Source organism: Enterococcus sp. DIV0561 (genome assembly GCF_050539875.1).
Lineage (GTDB): Bacteria > Bacillota > Bacilli > Lactobacillales > Enterococcaceae > Enterococcus > Enterococcus faecalis.
Genome location: NZ_CP172927.1, coordinates 1,477,342 through 1,501,719, shown reverse-complemented (window position 1 = coordinate 1,501,719; position 24,378 = coordinate 1,477,342). Strand labels below are relative to the sequence as shown.

The 24,378-nt window shown below is 38.7% G+C and carries 25 protein-coding genes and 1 riboswitch; all 25 genes read left to right on the top strand.

Annotated elements, in window-relative coordinates; genetic code table 11:
• Positions 1–104 precede the first annotated feature (104 nt).
• The 25 genes from IGM13_RS07270 to parC all read left to right on the top strand — a co-directional run bounded on the left by IGM13_RS07270 (position 105) and on the right by parC (position 24,115).
• Positions 105–1,133 carry an ABC transporter substrate-binding protein gene (locus tag IGM13_RS07270; RefSeq protein ID WP_002408467.1) on the top strand — a complete coding sequence of 343 codons (1,029 nt, stop codon included), beginning with the start codon at positions 105–107 and terminating at the stop codon, positions 1,131–1,133.
• Entirely contained in the window at positions 1,126–2,133 is a 1,008-nt protein-coding gene (locus IGM13_RS07265; protein WP_002361862.1) for a FecCD family ABC transporter permease, read from the top strand. The genes IGM13_RS07270 and IGM13_RS07265 overlap by 8 nt, the downstream gene beginning before the upstream one ends.
• A complete protein-coding gene (locus tag IGM13_RS07260; RefSeq protein ID WP_002365688.1) occupies positions 2,130–2,897 on the top strand; it encodes an ABC transporter ATP-binding protein in 768 nt (255 codons plus the stop codon). The genes IGM13_RS07265 and IGM13_RS07260 overlap by 4 nt, the downstream gene beginning before the upstream one ends.
• Before the next feature lie 141 nt (positions 2,898–3,038).
• On the top strand, positions 3,039–3,482 hold the full coding sequence (locus IGM13_RS07255; protein ID WP_002363995.1) for a EutP/PduV family microcompartment system protein: 444 nt from the start codon (positions 3,039–3,041) through the stop codon (positions 3,480–3,482).
• Positions 3,479–4,060 carry a cob(I)yrinic acid a,c-diamide adenosyltransferase gene (locus IGM13_RS07250; RefSeq protein ID WP_002408470.1) on the top strand — a complete coding sequence of 194 codons (582 nt, stop codon included), beginning with the start codon at positions 3,479–3,481 and terminating at the stop codon, positions 4,058–4,060. Before IGM13_RS07255 ends, IGM13_RS07250 begins: the two co-directional genes overlap by 4 nt.
• Before the next feature lie 44 nt (positions 4,061–4,104).
• Positions 4,105–4,254: riboswitch (adenosylcobalamin (AdoCbl) riboswitch) on the top strand.
• A 292-nt stretch (positions 4,255–4,546) separates the two neighbouring features.
• The gene (locus IGM13_RS07245; RefSeq protein WP_002420173.1) at positions 4,547–5,677 is read left to right on the top strand and encodes a 1-propanol dehydrogenase PduQ; all 1,131 of its coding nucleotides are present in this window, start codon (positions 4,547–4,549) and stop codon (positions 5,675–5,677) included.
• 159 nt (positions 5,678–5,836) lie between these two features.
• Positions 5,837–6,184, top strand: a complete 348-nt coding sequence (eutS, locus tag IGM13_RS07240) for an ethanolamine utilization microcompartment protein EutS (protein WP_002345864.1) — start codon at positions 5,837–5,839, stop codon at positions 6,182–6,184.
• 27 nt (positions 6,185–6,211) lie between these two features.
• Complete coding sequence (locus tag IGM13_RS07235; protein ID WP_002357503.1) at positions 6,212–6,784, top strand: ANTAR domain-containing response regulator; 573 nt, start codon at positions 6,212–6,214, stop codon at positions 6,782–6,784.
• Positions 6,785–8,218: a sensor histidine kinase gene (locus tag IGM13_RS07230; RefSeq protein WP_002357504.1), complete on the top strand. Its 1,434-nt coding sequence runs from the start codon at positions 6,785–6,787 to the stop codon at positions 8,216–8,218.
• Between the two features lie 66 nt (positions 8,219–8,284).
• Positions 8,285–9,733 carry an ethanolamine ammonia-lyase reactivating factor EutA gene (gene eutA, locus IGM13_RS07225; RefSeq protein ID WP_002420175.1) on the top strand — a complete coding sequence of 483 codons (1,449 nt, stop codon included), beginning with the start codon at positions 8,285–8,287 and terminating at the stop codon, positions 9,731–9,733.
• A 17-nt stretch (positions 9,734–9,750) separates the two neighbouring features.
• Positions 9,751–11,115 carry an ethanolamine ammonia-lyase subunit EutB gene (locus IGM13_RS07220; protein WP_002357506.1) on the top strand — a complete coding sequence of 455 codons (1,365 nt, stop codon included), beginning with the start codon at positions 9,751–9,753 and terminating at the stop codon, positions 11,113–11,115.
• 17 nt (positions 11,116–11,132) lie between these two features.
• Positions 11,133–12,044, top strand: coding sequence for an ethanolamine ammonia-lyase subunit EutC (gene eutC / locus IGM13_RS07215; protein ID WP_002363986.1), 912 nt, complete (start codon positions 11,133–11,135; stop codon positions 12,042–12,044).
• Between the two features lie 13 nt (positions 12,045–12,057).
• On the top strand, positions 12,058–12,711 hold the full coding sequence (gene eutL, locus IGM13_RS07210; RefSeq protein WP_002357509.1) for an ethanolamine utilization microcompartment protein EutL: 654 nt from the start codon (positions 12,058–12,060) through the stop codon (positions 12,709–12,711).
• Between the two features lie 13 nt (positions 12,712–12,724).
• On the top strand, positions 12,725–13,243 hold the full coding sequence (locus IGM13_RS07205) for a BMC domain-containing protein (protein ID WP_002360254.1): 519 nt from the start codon (positions 12,725–12,727) through the stop codon (positions 13,241–13,243).
• Complete coding sequence (locus tag IGM13_RS07200) at positions 13,234–14,712, top strand: acetaldehyde dehydrogenase (acetylating) (RefSeq protein ID WP_002371118.1); 1,479 nt, start codon at positions 13,234–13,236, stop codon at positions 14,710–14,712. Before IGM13_RS07205 ends, IGM13_RS07200 begins: the two co-directional genes overlap by 10 nt.
• Before the next feature lie 123 nt (positions 14,713–14,835).
• Entirely contained in the window at positions 14,836–15,126 is a 291-nt protein-coding gene (locus IGM13_RS07195) for a BMC domain-containing protein (RefSeq protein WP_002357513.1), read from the top strand.
• Positions 15,127–15,193: 67 nt separating this feature from the next.
• Positions 15,194–15,763 carry a hypothetical protein gene (locus tag IGM13_RS07190; RefSeq protein ID WP_002420176.1) on the top strand — a complete coding sequence of 190 codons (570 nt, stop codon included), beginning with the start codon at positions 15,194–15,196 and terminating at the stop codon, positions 15,761–15,763.
• A 3-nt stretch (positions 15,764–15,766) separates the two neighbouring features.
• On the top strand, positions 15,767–16,402 hold the full coding sequence (eutD, locus tag IGM13_RS07185) for an ethanolamine utilization phosphate acetyltransferase EutD (protein WP_002357516.1): 636 nt from the start codon (positions 15,767–15,769) through the stop codon (positions 16,400–16,402).
• A 14-nt stretch (positions 16,403–16,416) separates the two neighbouring features.
• Positions 16,417–17,016: a TIGR02536 family ethanolamine utilization protein gene (locus tag IGM13_RS07180; RefSeq protein ID WP_002420177.1), complete on the top strand. Its 600-nt coding sequence runs from the start codon at positions 16,417–16,419 to the stop codon at positions 17,014–17,016.
• Between the two features lie 12 nt (positions 17,017–17,028).
• Positions 17,029–17,292, top strand: coding sequence for a EutN/CcmL family microcompartment protein (locus IGM13_RS07175; protein WP_002357519.1), 264 nt, complete (start codon positions 17,029–17,031; stop codon positions 17,290–17,292).
• Positions 17,293–17,304: 12 nt separating this feature from the next.
• A complete protein-coding gene (gene eutH / locus IGM13_RS07170; protein WP_002379468.1) occupies positions 17,305–18,405 on the top strand; it encodes an ethanolamine utilization protein EutH in 1,101 nt (366 codons plus the stop codon).
• Positions 18,406–18,417: 12 nt separating this feature from the next.
• Positions 18,418–18,861, top strand: a complete 444-nt coding sequence (locus tag IGM13_RS07165) for an ethanolamine utilization protein EutQ (RefSeq protein ID WP_002357522.1) — start codon at positions 18,418–18,420, stop codon at positions 18,859–18,861.
• 88 nt (positions 18,862–18,949) lie between these two features.
• Entirely contained in the window at positions 18,950–19,378 is a 429-nt protein-coding gene (locus tag IGM13_RS07160; RefSeq protein WP_002363980.1) for a CoA-binding protein, read from the top strand.
• 204 nt (positions 19,379–19,582) lie between these two features.
• A complete protein-coding gene (gene parE / locus IGM13_RS07155; RefSeq protein WP_002415560.1) occupies positions 19,583–21,640 on the top strand; it encodes a DNA topoisomerase IV subunit B in 2,058 nt (685 codons plus the stop codon).
• 12 nt (positions 21,641–21,652) lie between these two features.
• Positions 21,653–24,115, top strand: coding sequence for a DNA topoisomerase IV subunit A (parC, locus tag IGM13_RS07150; protein WP_002357527.1), 2,463 nt, complete (start codon positions 21,653–21,655; stop codon positions 24,113–24,115).
• Positions 24,116–24,378: the final 263 nt, after the last annotated feature.

Below are 24,378 nucleotides of genomic sequence, written 5' to 3'. Positions count from 1 at the left end.
AGAAGGGGCTTTGAAGATAACTGGCTGAGTATATCATTAGCATAGTTAAGTGACTGCTTTTTTTCTATTGGAGAAAAAAGTGGTTTTTTTGTATTGTTTTGACGTTGAGACAAAGGAGGTTCATTTCAGAAAATTTTCCCCAAAATAAAATAGACGAATGCGAGGATGAAAAAATGAAAAAATTTACTTTAACAATGATGACTTTAGGTTTAGTAGCAACGCTTGGCTTAGCAGGGTGTGGTAAACAGGAAAAGAAAGCAACTACCTCTTCTGAAAAAACAGAAGTAACGTTACCAACCAAAGACCGTAGCGGCAAAGAAATTACTTTACCCAAAGAAGCAACCAAAATTATTTCTCTAGTGCCTTCAACAACAGAAGTGATTGAAGACTTAGGTAAAACCGACCAATTAATCGCAGTTGATACTCAAAGTAGCACAATGATGACTGATTTAAAAAAATTACCACAAATGGATATGATGGCTGTCGATGCAGAAAAATTGATTGCCTTGAAACCACAAATTGTTTATGTGAATGACATCAATTTAGCTAGTTCAGAAAGTGTTTGGAAACAAGTGGAAGATGCTGGAATTACAGTCGTTAATATCCCCACTAGTACAAGTATCAAAGCAATCAAAGAAGACGTCCAATTCATCGCGGATAGCTTATCCGAACATGAAAAAGGACAAAAGTTAATCAAAACAATGGAACAAGAAATCGACGAAGTAGCGAAAATTGGGAAAACTATTAAAAAACCAAAAACTGTTTTGTTTGAAGTAGCTGCCTTACCAGACATTTATAGTTTTGGTAATGGGACATTTTTAAATGAAATGATTGAAACAATTGGGGCAAAAAATGTTTTGGCAAATGAAAAAGGCTGGTTACCAGTGACAGAAGAAGCGGCCATTGCTGCAAAACCAGAAGTCATTTTAACCAATGTTAACTATATGAAAGATCCCGCCAAAGAAATTTTAGCTCGTAAAAACTGGGAAAGCGTTCCAGCAGTTCAAAACAAAGAAGTTTTCGAAATTGATAATATGTCTAGCTCTTTACCAAATAACCACATTACCAAAGCATTAAAACAAATGGCAAAAGCTGTTTATCCAGAGGAATATAAGGATTTAAAAGATGAGTAAAAAAACGTGTCTCATACTGATGCTCTTGATCAGTATGAGCATGCTCTTTTTGGGTATTAAAATTGGAAGTGTTCAGATTTCGTTAACGGATTTGCTTCAAATTTTAGTGAAAAAGACGGTTTCAGAAGACGGGATTTTAGAGGGAATCATCTGGAATGTTCGGTTACCGCGTGTCGTGATGGCCTATCTCGTGGGCGCAGGCTTAGCAGTAAGTGGCACGGTGATGCAATCGCTCTTAGGTAATCCTTTAGCTTCTTCGTATACTTTGGGCGTATCAGCGGGAGCATCCTTAGGCGCTGCGTTAATCATGGTAACTGGAGTAACTGCTTCGATCTTAGGGGCATTTTTATTGCCTTTAACTGGTTTTATCTTTGGCTTAGCAACGGTCTTTTTAGTTTTGTTATTTACGCAAACAATGGATAGTCAAATGTCCAATCAAACAGTTGTTTTAGTGGGGATGATTATGACCTTGTTTGTCGGTGCTATTTTGACGTTGATTACAGCACTTTTCCAAGATTATTTGAAACAATTAGTCTTTTGGCAAATGGGTAGTTTTTCTGGCAGTAATTGGCAAAAAATTGCTATTTATTGTCCAATCTTGCTTGTCAGTAGTCTGTTTCTTTGGTTTGATGCCAACGCATTGGATGTTCTTGGCTTAGGAGAAGAACATGCGATGTTAGCGGGAGTAGAAGTCAAAACAGCAAAACTACGCATTATTCTTTTGGCTAGTTTACTAGCAGGAAGTGCGGTTTCATTTGTCGGTGTGATTGGTTTTGTTGATTTAATAGCACCACATATTGTCCGTCGCTATCTAGGGGCGACTCATCGCTGGCTGATTCCCGGTTCAGCAATCTTAGGTGGGACCATCATGGTAATAGGGGACACAATTGCTCGCACGATTTTATCACCAAGAGAAATTCCCATCGGGGCCGTAACAGCCTTGATTGGAGCGCCATTCTTCTTGTATATTTACTTTAAAAAAAGGGGCGTTGCTGCATGATTGAATTAAAAGAAACAGCTGTAACGCTCCAACAAACCCCCATTTTAAAAGATATTTCCCTCGTTTTTCCGACAGGTAGTAAAACTTGTATTTTAGGTCCAAATGGTTGCGGTAAAACGACACTTTTAAAAACGATTGCCGGACTTGTCCCTTATAGTGGTTCTGTTTTAATTGATGGTCAAGAAGTTCATGGACAAAAGCGGAAGGAATTGGCAACGAAAGTAGCGATGATGAGTCAATTCACGACAGTTGCTTTTGATTATACGGTTTACGAAACAGTTTTGATGGGGGCGTATCGACAACAAGCACAACGTTTTTTACCTATTGTTTCTAAACAAGAAAAAGAACGAGTCCTTTATTATTTAGAACGCACGGGTTTATTGCCTTTAAAAGATAAAGTTGTCAATCAGCTTTCAGGAGGACAACAACAACGAGTATTTTTGGCTAAATTATTTGTACAAGATCCAGAAATTATTTTATTGGATGAACCCAATAATCATTTGGATATTCGGTATCAACAAGAATTGATTCAGCAGTTAAATGAGTGGAGTGCGCAAGAAGGGAAAACGTTAATCGGGGTGTTTCATGATATCCGTTTAGCGTTAACGCTAAGTGAAAAAATTGTGTTTATGAAGCAAGGGAAAGTGGCCGCGCAAGGTGATTTTCAAACGTTGGCTTCAAAAGAATTTTTACAAACGATTTTTGAAACAGATATTGTTTCCTATTTTCAGAAACAACATAAAGTTTGGGAAACTATTCAATAACTTTGACAAGTTTTTTGGAAACAGGTAAGATAAAGGCAAAGAATCAGAAACACAATGGCGTGTTTTAACAAATCGGCAAAGGAGCCCAAGACTAAGTACGTGATGGTACTTGCTTTGGGCTCCTTTTTTATGGAGGTAGCGATGAAACGAATCATTTTAATGGGAGCTATCGGTTGTGGCAAAACCACGTTATGTCAAGCTCTGCAAGGCAAAGAATTAATTTATGATAAAACACAGGCGGTGGAATTTCATACAGAAATGATTGATACACCGGGCGAGTTTATTTTGCATCGGCAATATTATAATGCATTAAACGTCACAGCGGCAGAAGCAGATGTGATCGGTTTGGTTCAAAGTGCTGTAGAAACACAACAAGTTTTTTCACCAGGATTTGGTAGTATTTTCCCGAAAGAAATCATTGGTATTTTAACCAAGATTGATTTAGCACAAGATTCTCAGCAGTTAGAGATTGTTCGGCAACAATTAAAAAGTGCGGGTGCAACAAGAATTTTTGAAATTTCTTCTGTTGAAAAAATTGGCTTGCAAGAATTAGTAGATTATTTAGAGGAGGATGAAGCAGAATGAAAATTTATACAAAAACTGGCGATAAGGGAATGACGAAATTAGTCGGCAGCTCAACCGTCGCTAAGGATTCTGATCGAGTTGAAAGTTATGGAACAATTGATGAATTGAATTCTTGGGTCGGCTACATTATCAGCCAACTTCCACAAGAAAATCAAGAAATTAAAGAAGAACTAGAAGCTTTACAACATTTACTTTTTGATGCGGGAACAGATTTGTCAACACCGATTGAAGCACAACGACCATTTAAATTACAAAAGGAAAGTGTCCATTGGCTAGAACAGCGGATTGATTTCTACACTGCACAATCACCAGATATTGATCGTTTTATTTTACCTGGCGGAACCTCAGCAGCCAGTATGGTTCATGTGGCTCGGACGATTGCACGGCGCGCAGAACGCATCATTGTTCGTTTAAATTGGACAGCCAAAATTAACGAAGAGGTATTAATTTTTACCAATCGTTTATCAGATTATTTTTATGCGTTGGCTCGCTATTTAAATGTTCAAGCACAACGACCTGATGTTTTTTATGAACGAAGCGAAAAGGTTTTCCATAAAATTAAAGAGGATGGATTGTAAACAGTTGCTTTTCTAAAAAACTTATGGTAAATTTCAGATAGATTAAACGAATATTTTATGAAAAATATGAATGGAAGCCAGTGAGAATCTGGCACGGTCCCGCCACTGTGAAGAAGCAAGGTTGCTTTTAAGTCAGGTCTTTTCATTTTTTCATTATTGGGCATGCTGTTTCGAGGCAAAACAGGATGTTTCTTAACAACGCTTGTGTTGAAAATCCAGCCCAAGATATTTGTATTAATCCAATTAATGGCACGAGGAAGTGCTTTTGGGAATTTTGGGCTGGTCTTTCAATGTTGAAGGAGATTTCAGGTACAATGACGTACTGCTATATTCCCTTTTTTTATTGACAATTAATTAAAGGCGTTGTACTCTATGGATAAGGTTTCGTGTACAATGGCGTATACATAAGGAAGCAAAGACGCTTCAGACAGATGATTTTTCGTTTGTTTGAAGTGTCTTTTTGTATTTTATTAAGGAGGAATTTAGATGAAAACAATTCATTTCCCTACCGAACTATGGGTAGGAGAAGGCGCATTAGCCAATTTGGAAACACTTCATGATAAACGTGTTTTCATTGTCACAGATCCATTCATGGTTGACTCTGGATTTGTGAATGAAGTGACAAAGCATTTAACAAAAAGTGAATGGCAAATTTTTAGTGACATCATCCCCGATCCACCAATTGATAAAATCGCTGCGGGAATTAAGCAGTTAGCGACATTTCAAGGAGATACGATATTAGCTTTAGGTGGGGGATCCGCTATTGATGCGGCCAAAGCAATGAAATTTTTTGGCAAACGTACTTTGCAAACTCAGATTGCTGAGTTTATTGCGGTTCCTACAACTAGTGGAACTGGTTCAGAAGTTACGAATTTTTCAGTGATTACGGTTGCAGAAACTGGCACGAAAATCCCGCTTGTAACGGATGAAATTCAACCAGAAATTGCGATTTTAGATACAAATTTAGTGATGAGTGTGCCACCAAAAATCACAGCGGATACAGGAATGGACGTCTTAACGCATGTTATTGAAGCGTATGTTTCAACAGAAGCAAATCCGATTTCAGATGCGTTGTGCGAAAAAGTCGTTCGCCTGGTATTCGACAATTTAGAAATAGCCTTTAATGAGGGTAGCAACCAAGAAGCTCGTGAAAATATGCATTTAGCTTCATGTATGGCAGGGATGGCGTTTAATGTTACTTCGTTAGGCTTGAATCACGGTATTGCTCATGCGGCCGGTGCGCGTTTACATGTGCCACATGGACGAATGAATGCAATGCTCTTACCTGAAGTCATTGCATATAACAGTGGCTTAGCGAATGGCAAAGTCACCAACGAACCAACAGCCAAACGTTATGCGCAGTTAGCAAATTGTCTAAATGATACACAGACAACCAATGCACGGATTGGTGTTCAACAATTTATTCGACAAATCAAGCAACTCCGTCACAAATTAAACATGCCTGCCACTTTTAGTGATTATGGTTTACCAAAAGAAGAAGTCCAAACTGCAATCCCAAAAATAGCTGAAGGCGCATTGATGGATGGCTGCACCAAAACAAATCCTGTCCAACCAACAGCAGCAGAAGTGACAAAAATTTTAAATTCTATCTTATAAGCGATTGACAGGATGAAATCGATAACATATAATGTGGGTAGCACAACGGCGTGCTTCAAAATTTAAGAGCAAAGAAGCTCCTTAGTAGAAAGCGAAAGTGGAACCTTTACGTTTTTTATTGAGGATTTTTTATTTGCTAAATTAAAGGAGCGAGTCTGGTTGGAAGAAAAACAACGAATGATTCAAGAATATGTTCCTGGGAAACAAGTAACGTTAGCGCACATCATTGCTAGTCCTAATAAAGAAATTTATACAAAATTAGGATTGCCAGAAGGCACCAGCAATGCACTAGGTATTTTGACAATCACTCCGAGCGAAGCGGCAATTATCGCTGTTGATATTGCGACTAAAAGCGGAGATATCCAAATCGGTTTTATTGATCGTTTTTCTGGATCGGTGGTCATTTCTGGTGACGTAAGCTCAGTGGAAGCGGCCTTACAAGCGGTGATTGAAGGTTTACAACAGATTTTAAACTTTTCTGTAACTTGTAAAATTACCAGAACATAGCGTTGAAAGGACAAGGGCGTGAAGAAAATGGATGGACGAATTGTAATAGTCGATGATGAACCTATTACGAGACTCGATATTCGTGATATTGTGATAGAAGCAGGGTACGAAGTAGTCGGTGAAGCGGCCGATGGTTTTGAAGCAATTGAAGTATGTAAAAAAACACAACCTGACCTAGTATTAATGGACATTCAAATGCCAATTTTAGATGGTCTAAAAGCAGGTAAAAAAATTGTTCAAGACCAACTAGCCAGTAGTATTGTCTTTTTATCTGCATACAGTGACGTACAAAATACGGACAAGGCTAAAAAATTAGGCGCACTGGGTTATTTAGTTAAACCTCTAGATGAAAAATCATTAATACCTACAATTGAAATGAGCATTGAACGAGGCAAACAAACGCAGCTGTTACTAAATCAAATCGATAAATTAAGTTTAAAATTAGAAGAACGTAAAATTATCGAAAAAGCCAAAGGTATTCTTGTAAAAGAAAATCATATATCGGAAGAAGAAGCCTACCAAATGTTGCGTACGTTAAGTATGAACAAACGCGCACGTATGAGTGAAATTGCAGAATTGATTGTAATGGATGATGAATAAATGAAACGATTAGAGCAATTATGTCACCAATATACCAATCTTTCAGAATCAGACATTAAAGAATTACAACGTACAGCACGTTATCTTTCTTCGACGACACTCTATCAAAGTGCAGATGTTTTTATTGATGTGTATAAGGAAATGTCACAACAAGCACTAGTCGTTTATCATAAGCCGCCTGCGAAAACAACTTCTTTATATAGCGGAGATGTCGTCGGGATGGAAGCTTTATTAAAAAATGAACCTGGTGTTCTGCGTACCATGCAAACTAGCTTAAATAGCATTGGTTTGTTAGCAGTGACTCAGGAAAATCGTTTGATTAAGCAAAATATCTATCCCATTCGCAATGAACATCGAACGATTGGTGTCATTATTGTCGAGATTGCGGCAGATGAAGAGATTCAAGCGGACTTACAAAAAGAGGAGCTAAATAACTGCCAGTTAGCAAAAGTAGCGAAATCAACTAGTCAAGTCGACGCATTATTTATTGATCAATTGGCAGAAGCCGTTTTGATTTTTGATGCGGCGGGTCACTTATTAATTACCAATCACAATGCACAAGAGCTTTATCGCAAACTTGGTTATCGGGACAATATCATTGGAATGAGTTATGACAATTTGTCCATCGATTATACAACTTTTGAATATGTGTTGTATCAAATGAAATATAAAATGAGTAATCAACCAATTGAAAGCAAAACGACCTACCTTAATTATTATTTTAAGGTTCGGAAAGTGTGGTTGGCATCAGAAGAACAACTGATTATGATTATTCAAGACAATACAGAATTTAAAGAAAAAGAAGCGGAAATTATTTCCAAATCTGTTGCGATTCGTGAAATTCATCATCGTGTTAAAAATAACTTGCAATCGGTGGTTTCCTTATTGCGTATTCAAGAACGGCGAACGCAAAGCCCCGAAGCAAAGAAAGTCCTTCATGAAAGTGTCAATCGAATTATGGCGATTGCAGCCACCCATGAATTGCTGTCAAAACAAGTCAAAGATGACGTTGCTTTACGGCAAACATTGGAAGCAGTGATGTATAATTTTAGACATCTTTTTCAAGGCGCACAACCCATTGAGATGATGATGGATGTTGATCCAGCCATTATGGTTTCTAGCGAACAAATGGTTACCATTTCCCTTGTTGTCAACGAACTATTACAAAACATTTTTGATCACGCATTTGAGCCACAAACAAGTGGCGTTGTTAAACTTAGTGGAACATTAGATAATAAAATGATTACCATTACTGTTACAGATAATGGTAAAGGCTATGACGTTCATCAAAGTAACGAGACCAGTTTAGGTTTGATGATTGTCAAAAGCTACGTAAAAGATAAATTAAAAGGAAAAATTACAATTGAATCCAATAAACAGGGAACTAAAACCTGTTTCTATTTCGAACAGAACACCAGTGATGTTGTTCATTGATTAAGCAAAGGCGCTTAAAGAAAAGTAGAAAGAAATTTTCTAACGATTCTTTAAGTGCCTTTTTGTATGCAAAAGGAGGCGAGTCAGGCGATGTCGAAGGAAACACTTTTAACCGTAGGGATTGATTTAGGGACGTCTACAACCCAATTAGTCTTGTCAGAATTAACTGTTGAAAATTTTGCCTCTGCGTTTACAGTACCACGTATCAGCATTTCTGATAAAAAAGTCATTTACCGAAGTGACATTATCTTTACACCCTTACTTAACCAATCAGAAATTGATGCAGAACCTATCAAAGCGTTTGTAGCGGAGCAATATCGCCAAGCAGGCATTCATAAACAAGATATTCAAATGGGTGCGGTAATTATCACAGGTGAAACTGCTCGAAAAAGCAATGCCAACAATGTGCTACGAGCACTTAGTGGCTACGCAGGTGATTTTGTCGTTGCTACGGCTGGTCCCGATTTAGAAAGTATCATTGCCGGAAAAGGCGCTGGCGCTCAAACCTATTCTGAGACGAAACGCCGACCGGTGGTTAATTTAGATATTGGTGGTGGAACGACAAATTTAGCTGTCTTTAAAGATGGTGAAGTGATTGACACGGCTTGTTTTGACATTGGCGGACGCTTAATTAAATTAGATCAACAACAAAAAATCACCTATATAGCTCCGAAAATTCAAGAAATTATAAATAAAAAAGGGCTAACCTTGCACCTTGGTGACCAAGCCACCGAACAAAACTTACTGCCAATTATTTCGGAATTAGTTGCCGTGTTAGAAAATAGCATTGGCTTGGGGACACAAAGTCCGTTCTACCAGTTATTAGTAACCAACCATCCACTACGAAAAGGTGAGGAATTACCAATTGTAACATTTTCTGGTGGTGTGGCTGATTGCTTAAATACGACAAGTACGAATCTCTTTAAATATGGGGACATCGGCTTACTTTTAGGGAAATACTTGAGAAAGTCACTGATTTTTTCGGAAAAAGAAGTCTTAGAAAGCGCAGAAACAATCCGAGCAACGGTCGTCGGAGCAGGTTCACATACTGCTGAAATTAGCGGAAGCACGATTGCTTACCGTGAGCAAATTTTGCCGGTAAAAAATATCCCAATTCTAAAATTAGCGCAAGAGGATGAAACCCTTACTGTGACAGAACTAGGCCAGCGAATCCAAGAAAAACTCAATTGGCATCGTATTGAAGAAACACCCCAGATTGCCCTAGCAATTAGAGGCATGAGCAATCCAACATTTGCTGATATTCAACGCTATGGTCAAGGGATTGTGGAAGGATTAGCTAGTTTAGTTGCTGAACAAATTCCCATTATTGTTATGGTGGATGAAGACATGGCGAAAGCTTTAGGGCATGCCTTAAGTGCCCATCTGCCAAAAGACTATCCGTTTATCTGTCTTGACTCTGTCAAAGTAGAAAACGGTGATTATGTAGATATCGGCTTACCAGTGGCAGAAGGGGCCGTCCTTCCAGTCATTGTTAAGACCTTAGTATTTAATTAAAAAGGAGCGACACAAAGATGATTTTAAAAACCAAACTATTTGGCAAAGTCTATCAATTTACATCCGTTAAAGAAGTCTTAGCCAAAGCCAATGAAGAAAAGTCTGGCGACAAGTTAGCTGGCGTAGCTGCTAATTCAGCCGAAGAACGCGTGGCAGCGAAAGTCGTTTTATCGGAATTGTCCTTAAATGACTTGTTTAACAATCCCGTTGTTGATTATGACGAAGACGAAGTGACACGCATTATTATTGACCAAGTCAATATGCGAATTTTTGAAAGTATTAAACATTGGACAGTCGCAGAATTACGCGAATTTATCTTATCTTCGGAAACAACCGATTTTGATATCAAACGAATTTCCCGTGGACTCACTTCTGAAATGATTGCTGCTGTCTGTAAATTAATGTCCAACATGGATCTAATTGTTGGCGCAAAAAAAATCAATATTGAAAAAACCGCCAACACAACGATTGGCCGTCCCGGAACTTTTTCAAATCGTTTACAGCCGAACCATCCAACCGATAATGTCGATGGCATTATGGCTTCAGTTATGGAAGGTCTTTCTTATGGCGCCGGTGATGCTTTAATTGGTTTGAATCCTGTTGATGATTCTACAGAAAGTGTTAAACGAATCTTAAACAAATTTGAAGAGTTCCGTAGCGAATGGGAAATTCCAACACAAACTTGCGTGCTTGCTCACGTAACGACACAAATGGAAGCCATGCGTCAAGGCGCGCCAACTGGCTTAGTCTTTCAATCCATCGCTGGTTCAGAAAAAGGGAACACAGCATTTGGTTTAAATGCAGAAATTTTAGCTGAAGCACAAGATTTAGCACTTCACAGTGGTCAAGCAGCTGGTCCTAATGTGATGTATTTTGAAACAGGTCAAGGCTCAGAACTTTCTTCTGAAGCGAACTTTGGCGCAGACCAAGTCACAATGGAAGCGCGTTGTTATGGCTTAGCCAAAAAATTTGATCCGTATATTGTAAATACCGTTGTTGGCTTTATTGGACCAGAATATCTTTACGATTCAAAACAAGTCATCCGCGCTGGTTTAGAAGATCATTTCATGGGCAAATTAACTGGAATTTCAATGGGCTGTGATGTCTGCTACACCAACCATATGAAAGCTGATCAAAATGATATGGAAAACTTAGCAATGTTATTAGCAACAGCTGGTTGTACGTATATCATGGGGATTCCTCATGGCGATGATGTCATGTTAAATTATCAAACAACTGGGTTCCATGAAACTGCGACGATTCGTGAAACATTAGGCTTACGTCCAATTAAAGAATTTGAAGAATGGATGGAAAAAATGGGCTTAATGGAAAACGGAAAATTAACAAGTCGCGCTGGCGATGCATCTGTATTTATTAAATAAACGAGGTGAGAATACAAATGAACGAAAAAGAATTAAAAGAAATGATTGCCGGAATTTTAACAGAAATGGTCGCTGACAATCAAGCGGTTTCGACTGCCACTGTGACTGCTGAAGAAAAACCAGTCACAACACACGTCACTGAAACGACAGAAATTGAAGAAGGCCTAATTCCTGACATTACTGAAGTAGATTTACGTAAACAATTACTATTGAAAAATGCCGTAGATCCTGAAGCACTATTAAAAATGAAAGCTTTCTCGCCAGCTCGTTTAGGCGTTGGTCGTGCAGGGACGCGTTATATGACTAGTTCAACATTACGTTTCCGAGCAGACCATGCGGCAGCACAAGATGCGGTCTTTTCAGACGTAAGCGAAGACTTGGTAAAAGAAATGAATTTTATTTCTACAAAAACAATCTGTAACAGTAAAGATGAATATTTAACACGTCCAGATTATGGTCGTCAATTTGATGAAGAAAATAGTGAAATCATTCGGAAAAATACGACACCAAAAGCCAAAATCCAAATGGTCGTAGGGGATGGCCTTAGTTCAGCAGCTATCGAAGCGAATATTAAAGAAGTCCTACCAGCAATTAAACAAGGATTAAACATGTACAACTTAGATTTCGACAATGTTGTTTTTGTTAAATATTGTCGCGTGCCAGCAATGGATAAAATTGGTGAAATCACTGACGCTGATGTTGTTTGTTTGCTAGTTGGCGAACGTCCTGGTTTAGTAACAGCAGAATCTATGAGTGCCTACATTGCCTACAAACCAACTGTCGGTATGCCAGAAGCACGGCGGACAGTTATTTCAAATATTCACAAAGGTGGGACACCGGCTGTTGAAGCAGGCGCCTACATTGCCGAAATTATTAAAAAAATGTTAGACAAGAAAAAATCTGGTATTGATTTAAAAGAAGCTGAATAAAGGAGGATTTCTCATGAAAAATGATCGTCTAGGTGCAAATGTCCTAAGTATGAAAGTCATTCCCAATGTCGATCCGGCATTAGCAAAAGAATTATCATTGAAACCAGAACATCGCTCATTAGGAATTGTTACTTCCGATTGTGATGATGTCACTTATGTTGCATTAGATGAAGCAACTAAAGCCGCCGATGTTACTGTAGTTTACGGTAAAAGTATGTATGCTGGCGCAGCAAATGCTTCAACCAAATTAGCCGGTGAAGTGATTGGCATTATTGCTGGTCCGAGTCCTGCCGAAGTCAATAGTGGCTTGAGTGTCATTACGCAAGTCATTGAAGAAGAAGCCAGCTTCTATAGTGCTAACGAAGATGACAGCATTGTTTATTTTGCACATGTAGTATCAAGAACGGGTAGCTTTTTATCTGAACAAGCGAATATTCCTGAAGGTGAAGCGATTGCTTATCTGATTGCTCCACCGCTAGAAGCAATGGTTGGCTTAGATGCAGCAATGAAAGCTGCCGATGTTCAAATGGGTGTCTTTTATGGCCCACCTTCTGAAACGAACTTTGGCGGCGCCTTATTGACAGGTAGTCAATCTGCATGTAAAGCTGCTTGCAGTGCGTTTGAACAAGTCATTCAAAATATCGCTGACAATCCGTTGAGTTATTAAGGATGTGACCTGAATGAAAGCATTAGGAATGGTCGAAGTCAAAGGGTTTTTAGGTGCCATTAGTGTGGCCGATGCGGCATTAAAAGCCGCCGACGTTACTTTGTTAAAAGCTGAAATTATTAATGGCGGTTTAACAACTGTGGAACTGATTGGTGACGTTGCCGCGGTTCAAGCTGCCGTTGAAGTAGGCACGGAAGTAGCTAAAGAATTAAATTGTTTAATTGCTCATCATGTGATCTCACGGGTTGATGCTCAAACGGAAGTGATTTTATCAGATCCAGAACCCAAGTCAGCACCTGAACCGATGGAACAAATAGAAGTAATTGAAGAAGAGATTGAAACACCAGACTTGGAAGAACACACTGGCACACGCCAAAAATTAGAAACACAACGCGTGGTTGATTTACGCAAACAAGCCTACAAAATGAACCTAAGTAGTTTAAAGAAAAGTGAGATTAAATTTGCCAATAAAGAAGCTTTAATTCAAGCAATCATGGCTGAAATAGAAAGAAGTGAAGACGAGTGGAATTAGTAGATAAAGACTTACGTTCCATCCAAGAAACAAGAAATTTAATCAGAAAAGCCAAAGAGGCACAGCAAGTATTAGCAACATTTTCGCAAAAACAAATCGATGCGATTGTCCAAGCAGTTTCAGAGGCTACGTTTAACCAACGAGAAAAGTTAGCGAAAATGGCCAATGAAGAAACAGGATTTGGTATCTATGAAGATAAAATCATCAAAAATGCTTTCGCTTCAAAAGTAGTATATGACGAAATGAAGGACAAACCTACAGTTGGTGTGATCAATGATGATGCTGCCAAAAAAGTCACTGAAATTGCTGTCCCAGTTGGTGTAATTGCAGGATTAATTCCTTCTACCAACCCGACATCAACAGTCATTTACAAAGCATTAATTTCATTAAAAGCTGCCAACAGCATTGTTTTTTCACCACATCCCAATGCGTTGAAATCGATTATTGAAACAGTAGAAATTATCCAAAAAGCGGCTATTGCTGCAGGGGCACCAGAAGGTTGTGTCTCGGTCATCAAAACGCCAACTATGCAAGCGACCAGCGAATTAATGAAAAATAAAGAAACAAATTTAATTTTAGCTACTGGTGGAAACGCAATGGTTAAAGCCGCGTACTCTTCTGGAACACCAGCAATCGGTGTTGGGCCTGGTAATGGACCAGCCTACATCGAACGAAGCGCAAATGTTCCTCATGCAGTGAAACAAATAATGGATTCAAAAACTTTCGATAACGGTACAATTTGTGCATCGGAACAATCAATTATTGTTGAAACTGTCAACCGTGAAGCGGTCAAAGAAGAGTTAATTAAGCAGGGAGCGTATTTCTTAAGTCCAGCCGAAGCCGACAAATTAGCTAAATTTATTTTACGACCAAACGGTACAATGAACCCGCAAATCGTAGGACGTTCCGTTCAACATATTGCTTCATTAGTTGGTTTATCTATTCCAAAAGATCGCCGCTTAATTGTTGCCGAGGAAACACATGTAGGCTTGAAATATCCATTTTCAAGAGAAAAATTGGCGCCGATTATTGCTTTCTATACAGTTGAAAACTGGGAAGCAGCTTGCGCGTTATCAATTGAAATTTTGAAAGGTGAAGGTGCGGGTCATACGATGGGTATTCACACAGAAAACAAAGAAGTCATTCGTGAATTTGGCTTAAGAAAACCCGTCTCTCGTTTACTTGTTAACACCTCTGGTACACTTGGCGGAATTGGTGCTTCAACTAACTTAGTGCCAGCATTAACACTTGGCTGTGGCGCAGTTGGTGGCAGCTCAACTTCTGATAATATTGGGGTTGAAAATCTGTTCAATTTACGTCGTGTTGCATATGGCGTGCGTGATTTAGAAGAGATCCGTCAAGAATTTGGTCAAACATCAACCACGTCTGTGGCTACTTCTTGCGAAACAACCAATCAAGAAGAACTAGTAAATGCCGTGGTGGCTCAAGTTTTAGCTCGCTTAAACTAACAAGAAACGAGCGAGTAAAAGTAAAACAAATAAATTATTGGATTTAGGGTTTGGGACCTAAGTCAAATTGCTAATTGTCCCAAATTTTTAAAAATAAAACATACATCTTAGGAGGAAATTATAATGTCAAGTACAAATGCTTTAGGAATGATCGAAACTCGTGGTTTAGTAGGTGCTGTCGAAGCAGCCGATGCAATGGTGAAAGCGGCAAACGTTACTTTAATTGGAAAAGAACAAGTCGGTGGCGGTTTAGTTACAGTAATGGTTCGCGGTGACGTTGGTGCTGTAAAAGCAGCAACAGATGCTGGTGCTGCCGCAGCAGAACGTGTTGGCGAATTATTATCTGTCCATGTAATTCCACGTCCACATACAGAAGTAGACGCTATTTTACCACACGCAACAACTGAATTATAATTTTGATTTTTTGGGGCAGAGGTAGGTTCATTACTTCTGTCCTAAACTTTCATTGAGGAGGGGTGTTATGACAGTTATTACAGAAGATATGCTTCGCAACAAAAGGCTTAAAAAAGAACTAGAAGATGGCACGGATTTTGTGTTTCCTGTAGGCAGTTTTCTGACGCCAGCCGCCAAAAGCTATCTACGCGAGCATCGGATTAATAGCAGCTTCTCTTCAACAAACCCATTGCTTTCTGAGGTTCATTCAGTGAAGGCCTCCTCACAAAAACAAAAACAAGAACATTTATCAAAAGAAACAATTTATGAGATTCGGCACTTAAGCCATCTATTGTATTTGCCTTTCTTAACGAATGAAGCGTTATCAACAGAAGGTTGGTTATATTTCGAACAACAACAACTGTGGTTAGAGAAATTTATTTTAGAACAGTCGCTTGTAATGGAGCCAGTCATTTTGGAATCAAAGGTAACTATTCTAACTAACCAACAGAGACAATGGCGCTATTCCTCAAAAGAAATTCAATTACAACTAGATAAAATTATTCTCCAGTTAAAAGGAGAATCACAACTGTTCGGCCTTTTTCAATCTTGGGCTGCAGAATTAATTAGCACCATGGCTGAAATATCACGAAACTAGGAGATGAACAAATTGGATTCAATGAATGAAATTGTTGAAGAAGTTGTTAAACGAATTCAGCAACAACAACAAAATACTTTTGAAGTTGAAGCTTCTGGCCGACATGTTCATTTGTCTCGTCAAGAGATTGATGCATTATTTGGACCAGGATATCAACTAACAAAAGTGAAAGATTTATCACAACCTGGACAGTTCGTTTGTAAAGAACGAATTACAGTTGCTGGACCTAAAGGACTTTTTCAAAATGTGGTTATTTTAGGCCCTGAACGTAGCGAATCACAAGTTGAAGTTTCTATGACGGATACACGTATTTTAGGAATTAACGCCCCAGTTAGAGAGAGTGGCAAGACAGAAGGGACACCAGGTGTCACGCTGATGAACGGATCAGCAGTTGTGACATTAAGTCACGGCTTAATTGTTGCCAAACGTCATATTCACATGACACCCGAAGACGCCTTGAAAAATAAAGTAAGCAATAGCCAAATTGTGCAAGTCAAAGTGGAAGGCACACGTCCGTTAATCTTTGATGATGTAGTTGTGCGAATCAGTCCGCGATTTGCAACGTACATGCATATTGACTACGATGAAGCCAACGCTTGCGGCTTAACCAAAGGAGCTCGTGGCTATATTCTTAAGTAAAAGGAGGAAGGACAATGAACGTTTCTGAAATGGAAAATTTGATTCAACAGATTACTGATCGAATTTGCCAACAATTGTTGTCGTCGTCTTATTCAGTGGCTTTAGCAGAAGCAAAAGAAGCATTTCCTGAAGAGATGTTTATTCGTTTTCCTGATGTAAATTGGGTAACCAAGGAGCAGAAGCAAGCACGAGGTTTGATTGTAAAGAGGCTAACGCTTTCCCAAGTAAATGCGATTGCGCATTTACAGGAAACGGATGAATTAGTCAAAAACATCTTAGCATTCTTATTTGAAGGTAAGCCGGTATTGGTTTTAACCCCAATACCTTCAGTGATTAAAAATTCACGATTGAAGTATCGTTTGAAACAAACGATTCAGGAAAACGTGGACATGTGCCAACAGTTTGGGATGATTTTTTATCATGATTCAGAAAATTATGCTATGTTTCAGGCGGCCTGTCAAAAACAATTTCGTTCTTTGGCGGAGACCAAACGAACCTACATTACTGAAAAACAATTGATAAGAATGACAGAAGCAGGTGTTTCTTTAAGTAAAAATGCCTATTTAACCCCGTTAGCGAAAGATTATGCTAGGAAACATCAATTGCTGACGTAAGGAGGAAAAACGATGCTTTTAGGAAAAGTGACTGGTAGCCTTTGGTCAACAAGAAAAGATGAAAAATTAAATGGCTGGAAATTTATGATGGTTGATATTTTGAATCAAGAGGACGAAAAGCAAGGATTTTTAATTGCTGCTGACAACGCTGGAGCTGGTGTCGGGGACAAAGTGTTAATTAGTCAAGGCAATGCTGCCCGTATTTCGGCAGAAGATCCGAATGTCCCAATTGATGCAATGATTGTTGGTGTCATTGATTCTACAGAGGAAGAATAGGGAGGACGAGACATGAGCATTAATGAAATTATTATGTATATTATGGTTCTTTTCATGATTATTGGAGGAATCGATAAATGTATTGGCAACAAACTAGGTTTAGGGGAGCAATTTGAGGAAGGGATTATGGCTATGGGTTCTCTAGCGCTTTCTATGGTAGGGATTATCACTTTAGCGCCTGTCTTAGCCAATCTTTTAAGTCCGATTGTCGTTCCTGTCTATGAATTACTAGGTGCTGATCCAGCAATGTTTGCCACAACCTTATTGGCTAATGATATGGGCGGCTTTGCGTTAGCACAACAATTAGCCAATGATCCACAAGCTGGTTTATTTGCGGGGGCAATCTTAGGTGCAATGATGGGACCGACGTTAGTCTTTACAATTCCAGTAGCGCTTGGTATTATCCAAAAAGACGACCAACAATTCTTAGCAACGGGTGTTTTGAGCGGGATTATTACAATTCCTTTTGGTTTATTAGCAGGTGGTTTAACAGCTGGCATGCCATTGTCATTGATTGTTCCTAACTTAATTCCAATTATTATTGTTGCCGCTTTAATTATTTTAGGTTTGTGGTTAGCGCCAAATGGCATGATTAAAGGCTTCCAAATTTTTGGTCAAGGCGTAGTGATTGTCGCTATCTTTGGTTTAGTTGTTGGGGCGATTCAACTATTATTAGGAATTACAGTGATTCCTGGTATTGCACCAGTTACTGAAGGTATTGAAGTCGTTGGCGGGATTGCTTTAACTTTAGCTGGCGCTTTCTGTTTAGTAGCTGTGATTACGAAAGTCTTTAATAAACCATTGATGAAACTAGGAAAAGTTTTAGGAATGAATGAAGTAGCGGCTGCAGGAATGGTTGCTACATTAGCTAACAATATTCCCATGTTCCAAATGTTAAAAGACATGGATAATCGAGGAAAAATTATTAATATCGCTTTTGCTGTTTCGGCTTCTTTCGTTTTGGGTGATCACCTTGGTTTTACTGCAGGCGTAGCAAAAGAAATGATTTTTCCAATGATTGTTGGAAAATTAGTTGGAGGGATTACCGCCATTTTTGTGGCTATCTTTATGGCAAATCGAATGCTAGGGAAACCCGAAACAGAAGTGAAATAATGAGGTGTAAATATGACAGAATTAAATCGTGAAATGATTGAAACGCTTGTTCGACAAATTGTCACAGAAAAATTAATGCCGACTAAACAAGTGGATCCCAGTGGAATTATGTCCATCAAATTACCCGAAATTGACGTAACAGAAGACGATCGCTTAGATACAGGCAACCCAGCGGACATTGTTTACACAAAAGATCTGTTTTCTTTAGAAGAAAGCCCGCGCCTTGGTTGCGGTTTAATGGTGATGAAAGATACCACCTTCGATTGGACACTAGAATACGATGAAATTGATTATATTATTTCAGGACAACTGGATATACTGATTGACGGACGTAAAATTTCTGCAACAGCCGGTGAAATTATTTTAATCCCGAAAAGTAGCAAAATTCAATTTTCAGTGACGGGTGATGCCCGCTTTGTCTACGTGACTTATCCAGCAGATTGGCAAAGCCAATAATTATTTTACCGGCAGTCAGAGAATAATTTTGCCAAAACCCTTTACTCAGCGTTATAATAAATAAGAACGAAAAAAAGGGGTTGAGTGAATGACATTTGAGAATCCAAGTCAAAATCAAATTTTTGATATTTTAAAACAAGCAAAAAATATTGCGGTGGTTGGTTTGAGTAACAAGCCCGACCGCACGAGTTACAAAATTGCGGAAATTTTACAGCAACATGGCTATCGTGTGTTACCTGTCAATCCAGTTTTAAAAGGTGAAACGGTGCTTGGCGAAACGGTTTATGGGACATTAACAGAGATTCCTGAAAAGATTGATATTGTTGACGTCTTTCGGCGGAGTGAATTTTTGCCAGAAGTGGCCGCAGAAACATTGAAAACAGAAGCGCCTGTCTTTTGGGCCCAACTAGGTTTGGAAAATGAAGAGGCAGCGAACTTGTTATTAAATGAAGGTCGTCAAGTTATTATGAACCGTTGTATTAAAATTGAATTGGCAAAAATGGCAGATGCTGAATAAACACGTGTAATTTTATAAAGAAAGAGCGTCCTGAACGGAAAGCTCTTTTTTTTTTGACCCAGATAGAGTATTATTGTAATGATGGTTTTAGAAGGAGCGAACGGAAAACGCAAGAAACCGGCTCACTCTTCTTCTAATTCTTTAAGAAATAGTTAATGTACGCTTATTAACTAAACGAGAATCTAAGTATAAGGAGTTTTTTCTTTGGCTAAAAAAATTAACAATGAGTACAATGATGCCTCTATCCAAGTCCTAGAAGGATTAGAAGCAGTGAGGAAAAGACCTGGTATGTATATCGGTTCAACCGATAGCCGTGGACTCCATCACTTAGTCTATGAAATTGTCGATAACGCAGTCGATGAAGCGTTATCTGGCTACGGGAATGAAATCAACGTAACTATCCAAAAAGATAATAGTATTTGTGTTGCAGACTCTGGCCGCGGAATGCCAACAGGGATGCATGCTTCTGGTATCCCAACAGTAGAAGTCATTTTTACTGTCTTACATGCGGGTGGTAAGTTTGGCCAAGGTGGCTATAAAACTTCAGGCGGACTCCATGGGGTGGGTGCCAGTGTTGTTAATGCCTTATCTAAGTGGTTAGAAGTTCATATTGTTCGTGATGGCGTAGAATACATGGAACGATTTGAGGATGGCGGTAAACCAGTTGGTACCTTAAAAAAAATCGGCAAAACAAAAAAACGCAACGGCACCTCCGTTACTTTTTTACCTGACGACACCATTTTCTCTACGACAAATTTTTCTTACGAAATTTTAGCAGAACGTTTGAGAGAATCAGCTTTCTTATTAAAAGGCGTCAAAATTACTTTAACGGATGAACGTGGGGAAGAACCCAAAGAAGAAGTCTTTCACTACGAAGAAGGCATTAAAGAATTTGTTGCCTATCTAAATGAAGAAAAAGATACATTAACACCCGTTGTTTATTTTTCAGGAGCCAAAGAAGGTATTGAAGTTGAATTAGCCTATCAATACAACGATGGCTATTCTGAAAATGTTTTATCTTTCGTTAACAATGTCCGCACAAAAGATGGCGGTACCCACGAAGTCGGTATGAAAACGTCAATGACAAAGGCGTACAATGAATATGCACGTAAAGTAGGACTATTAAAAGAAAAAGATAAAAATTTAGAAGGTAGCGACTTCCGTGAAGGCTTAGCAGCCGTCCTTTCTATTCGAGTACCAGAAAACTTACTACAGTTCGAGGGCCAAACCAAAGGAAAATTAGGTACACCTTTAGCAAGAACCGTTGTCGACAACGTCGTAGGCGAACAAATGGGCTTCTATTTACAAGAAAACAGTGAAATGAGTCAATCATTAATTCGGAAAGCGATTAAAGCCCGTGAAGCCCGTGAAGCGGCTCGTAAAGCCCGTGAAGAAAGCCGGAACGGTAAAAAACGGAAAAAAGGTGAATCGTTACTTTCTGGAAAATTAACACCGGCTCAATCCAGAAATCCTAAGAAAAATGAATTATATCTTGTCGAAGGAGACTCGGCTGGTGGCTCAGCAAAACAAGGACGCGATCGGAAATTCCAAGCCATTTTACCGCTACGAGGAAAAGTCATTAATACGGAAAAAGCGAAAATGCAAGACATCTTGAAAAACGAAGAAATCAATACTATGATCTATACAATTGGCGCAGGCGTTGGTCCTGAATTTTCAATTGAAGATTGTAATTATGATAAAATCATCATCATGACCGATGCGGATACCGATGGTGCCCATATTCAAGTGTTGCTATTAACGTTCTTCTATCGTTATATGAAACCATTAATTGAAGCCGGCAAAGTCTATATTGCCTTACCACCTCTTTATAAAGTTTCTAAAGGAACTGGAAAAAAATCAGTCATTGAGTATGCTTGGACCGATGGTGAATTGGCAGAAGTGATTGATAAAGTTGGTAAAGGCTATATGCTCCAACGCTATAAAGGTCTGGGGGAAATGAATGCAGAACAACTTTGGGAAACAACGATGGATCCTGAAACTAGAACCTTAATTCGTGTTCGGATTGATGATGCAGCTCAAGCAGAACGCCGTGTGACCACATTAATGGGCGACAAAGTCGAACCTCGTCGAAAATGGATTGAGCAACATGTTCAATTTACGTTGGAAGAAGATGGCAGTATTTTAGATCGTTCAGAAGAAGACACTTCTGCACCAACAGGAGAACGCCTTTTAGATGCGGAAAAAACAAAAGAAGCAGAACAAACCGATGACACTGAAATCAGTTTGTTTGACATAGAGTAGGGAGTGACAATTTTGGAAAAACGCCAAGAAGTTCAAGAATTAACCCTTGAAGAAGTAATGGGCGATCGTTTTGGAAGATATTCCAAATACATCATTCAAGAACGGGCCCTACCAGATATTCGAGATGGGCTAAAACCAGTACAACGCCGCATTCTCTTTTCAATGAATAAAGATGGCAATACCTTTGATAAAGGCTTTCGTAAATCAGCAAAATCTGTCGGAAACATTATGGGGAATTATCATCCCCATGGCGACAGTAGTATTTATGAAGCGATGGTCCGTCTAAGTCAAGACTGGAAATTACGGGAAGTACTAATTGAAATGCACGGAAACAACGGAAGTATGGATGGCGACCCGCCAGCGGCGATGCGTTATACAGAAGCTCGTTTATCACAGTTAAGCGGTGAGTTGTTAAAAGATATCGACAAAAATACCGTCGATTTCGTCTGGAATTTTGACGATACAGAAAAAGAACCCACTGTTTTACCAGCCAAATATCCTAATTTATTGGTAAATGGCTCAACGGGGATTTCAGCAGGTTATGCAACAGAAATTCCTACACATAATTTAGCGGAAATTATTGATGGGACCGTGTATTTAATTGATCATCCTAATGCAAGTTTAGAGAAATTAATGGAATACATTCCAGGACCAGATTTTCCAACAGGTGGGATCTTACAAGGAAAAGCAGAAATTAAAAAAGCCTACGAAACCGGCCGTGGTAAAGTAATTTTACGTGCGAAGACAAAGATTGAGCCCTTAAAAGGCGGCAAACAACAAATTGTCATTTCTGAAATTCCTTATGAAGTCAATAAAGCAACGCTAGTGAAGAAGATGGATGAAATCCGTTTAAATAAAAAAGTAGACGGCATTGCCGAAGTTCGTGACGAAAGTGACAGAACTGGCTTGCAAATTGTTGTTGAACTAAAAAAAGATGTCAATGCAGAAGGTATTTTAAATTATCTATTTAAAAATACTGAATTACAGATTAACTATAATTTTAATATGGTTGCGATTGACAACATGACCCCGCAACAAGTGGGCCTTAAACGGATTTTAGAAAGTTACATTACGCACCGCAAATCAGTTATCATTAATCGTTGTCAATTTGAGTTGGACAAAGCTCGCAAACGTGAGCACATTGTTGCTGGTTTAATTAAAGCATTGTCTATCTTAGATAAAGTGATTGCAACAATCCGTGGCAGTAAAGATAAAAAAGATGCGAAGAAGAACTTAGTATCCGACTATGCGTTTACTGAAGAACAAGCTGAAGCAATCGTTACTTTACAGCTATACCGTTTAACCAATACGGATATTACTGATTTACAAGAAGAAGCAAAAACTTTAGAGCAACAAATTGCTGAGTTATTGAACATTTTAAACAATGAAAAAGAACTATTCTCAGTCATGAAAAAAGAACTTCGCGAAGTTAAAAAGCAATATGGCAATCCTCGCTTAACTCAAATTGAAGAGGAAATCCAAGAAATCAAGATTGAAACAGCCGTGTTAGTTGCACAGGAAGACGTGGTCGTAACCGTGACGCACGAAGGCTATATCAAACGGAGTAGTATTCGTTCTTATACAGCATCAAAACCAGAAGAAATCGGCATGAAAGAAGGCGACTTTTTACTATATGCTGGCGAAGTCAATACATTAGATCATCTTTTACTAGTAACAAATAAAGGAAATATGATCTATCGCCCCGTCCATGAGTTGCCAGATTTACGCTGGAAAGAAATTGGCGAACATATTTCTCAAACCATTTTAAATCTTGCTATCGATGAATCGATTATTGCTGTATATCCTTATAAAGAGTTAAGTCCGACAAAAACCTTTGTTTTCATTACAAAAGCTGGCATGATTAAACAAACCAAAATGGCTGATTTTGAGCCTTGGCGCACTTATAAGAGCCGCCCGACATCTTGTATGAAATTAAAATCAGACCAAGATGAAATTACCAATGTTTATTTAACAAATGATCAAGACTTATTGGATGTTTTCCTCGTTAGCAATCGCGGTTTTGGCTTACGTTATCCATTATATGAAGTACCAGTCGTGGGTAGTAAAGCGGCTGGAGTTAAATCAATGAACCTCAAAGAAGACGATTATGTCGTTAATGGTTTACTGGTTCATTCTGAAGGGGATACACCAATTGTCATCGTTACCCAACGTGGCGGTGTTAAACGTATGTTAGCCCAAGAATTAACACAATTAGGACGAGCAAAACGTGGATTAATGGTCTTACGGGAATTGAAGAAAAATCCACATCGTGTTGTCTTTATGTCTGAAAGTACCGATTTAGATTTATTAGTTACTACGCAAAAAGGCACACAAGAAGTTATTCAGTCGAAAAACTATCCAATCAGTGAACGAACATCCAACGGTTCCTTTGTCATCGATGAACAAAAAGATGGCCAAGTAATGGAAGTCCACGAGATGCATTCTGCAGTGATTGAAGAAGAGCAAACAAACTAAACTGTGTTATAAATATCTCGACAGCAGCCATCTGTATTAATACAGATGGCTGCTGTTTTTAATACAGAAGTACATTTTTCACAAGTGATAACAACTATAAATCGTTCTTATTTTCACAAGTATAAATGTTTATATATCAGCGTTTAGAATCTTCGCTCCCCATTTATTTATTAAGAAAGTGCAATAAATAATAAAAAAACGCTTGCATCTAAAAGGTTATGTGTTATACTTATCACATAAAGCTGTTACATACAATCAAGTAG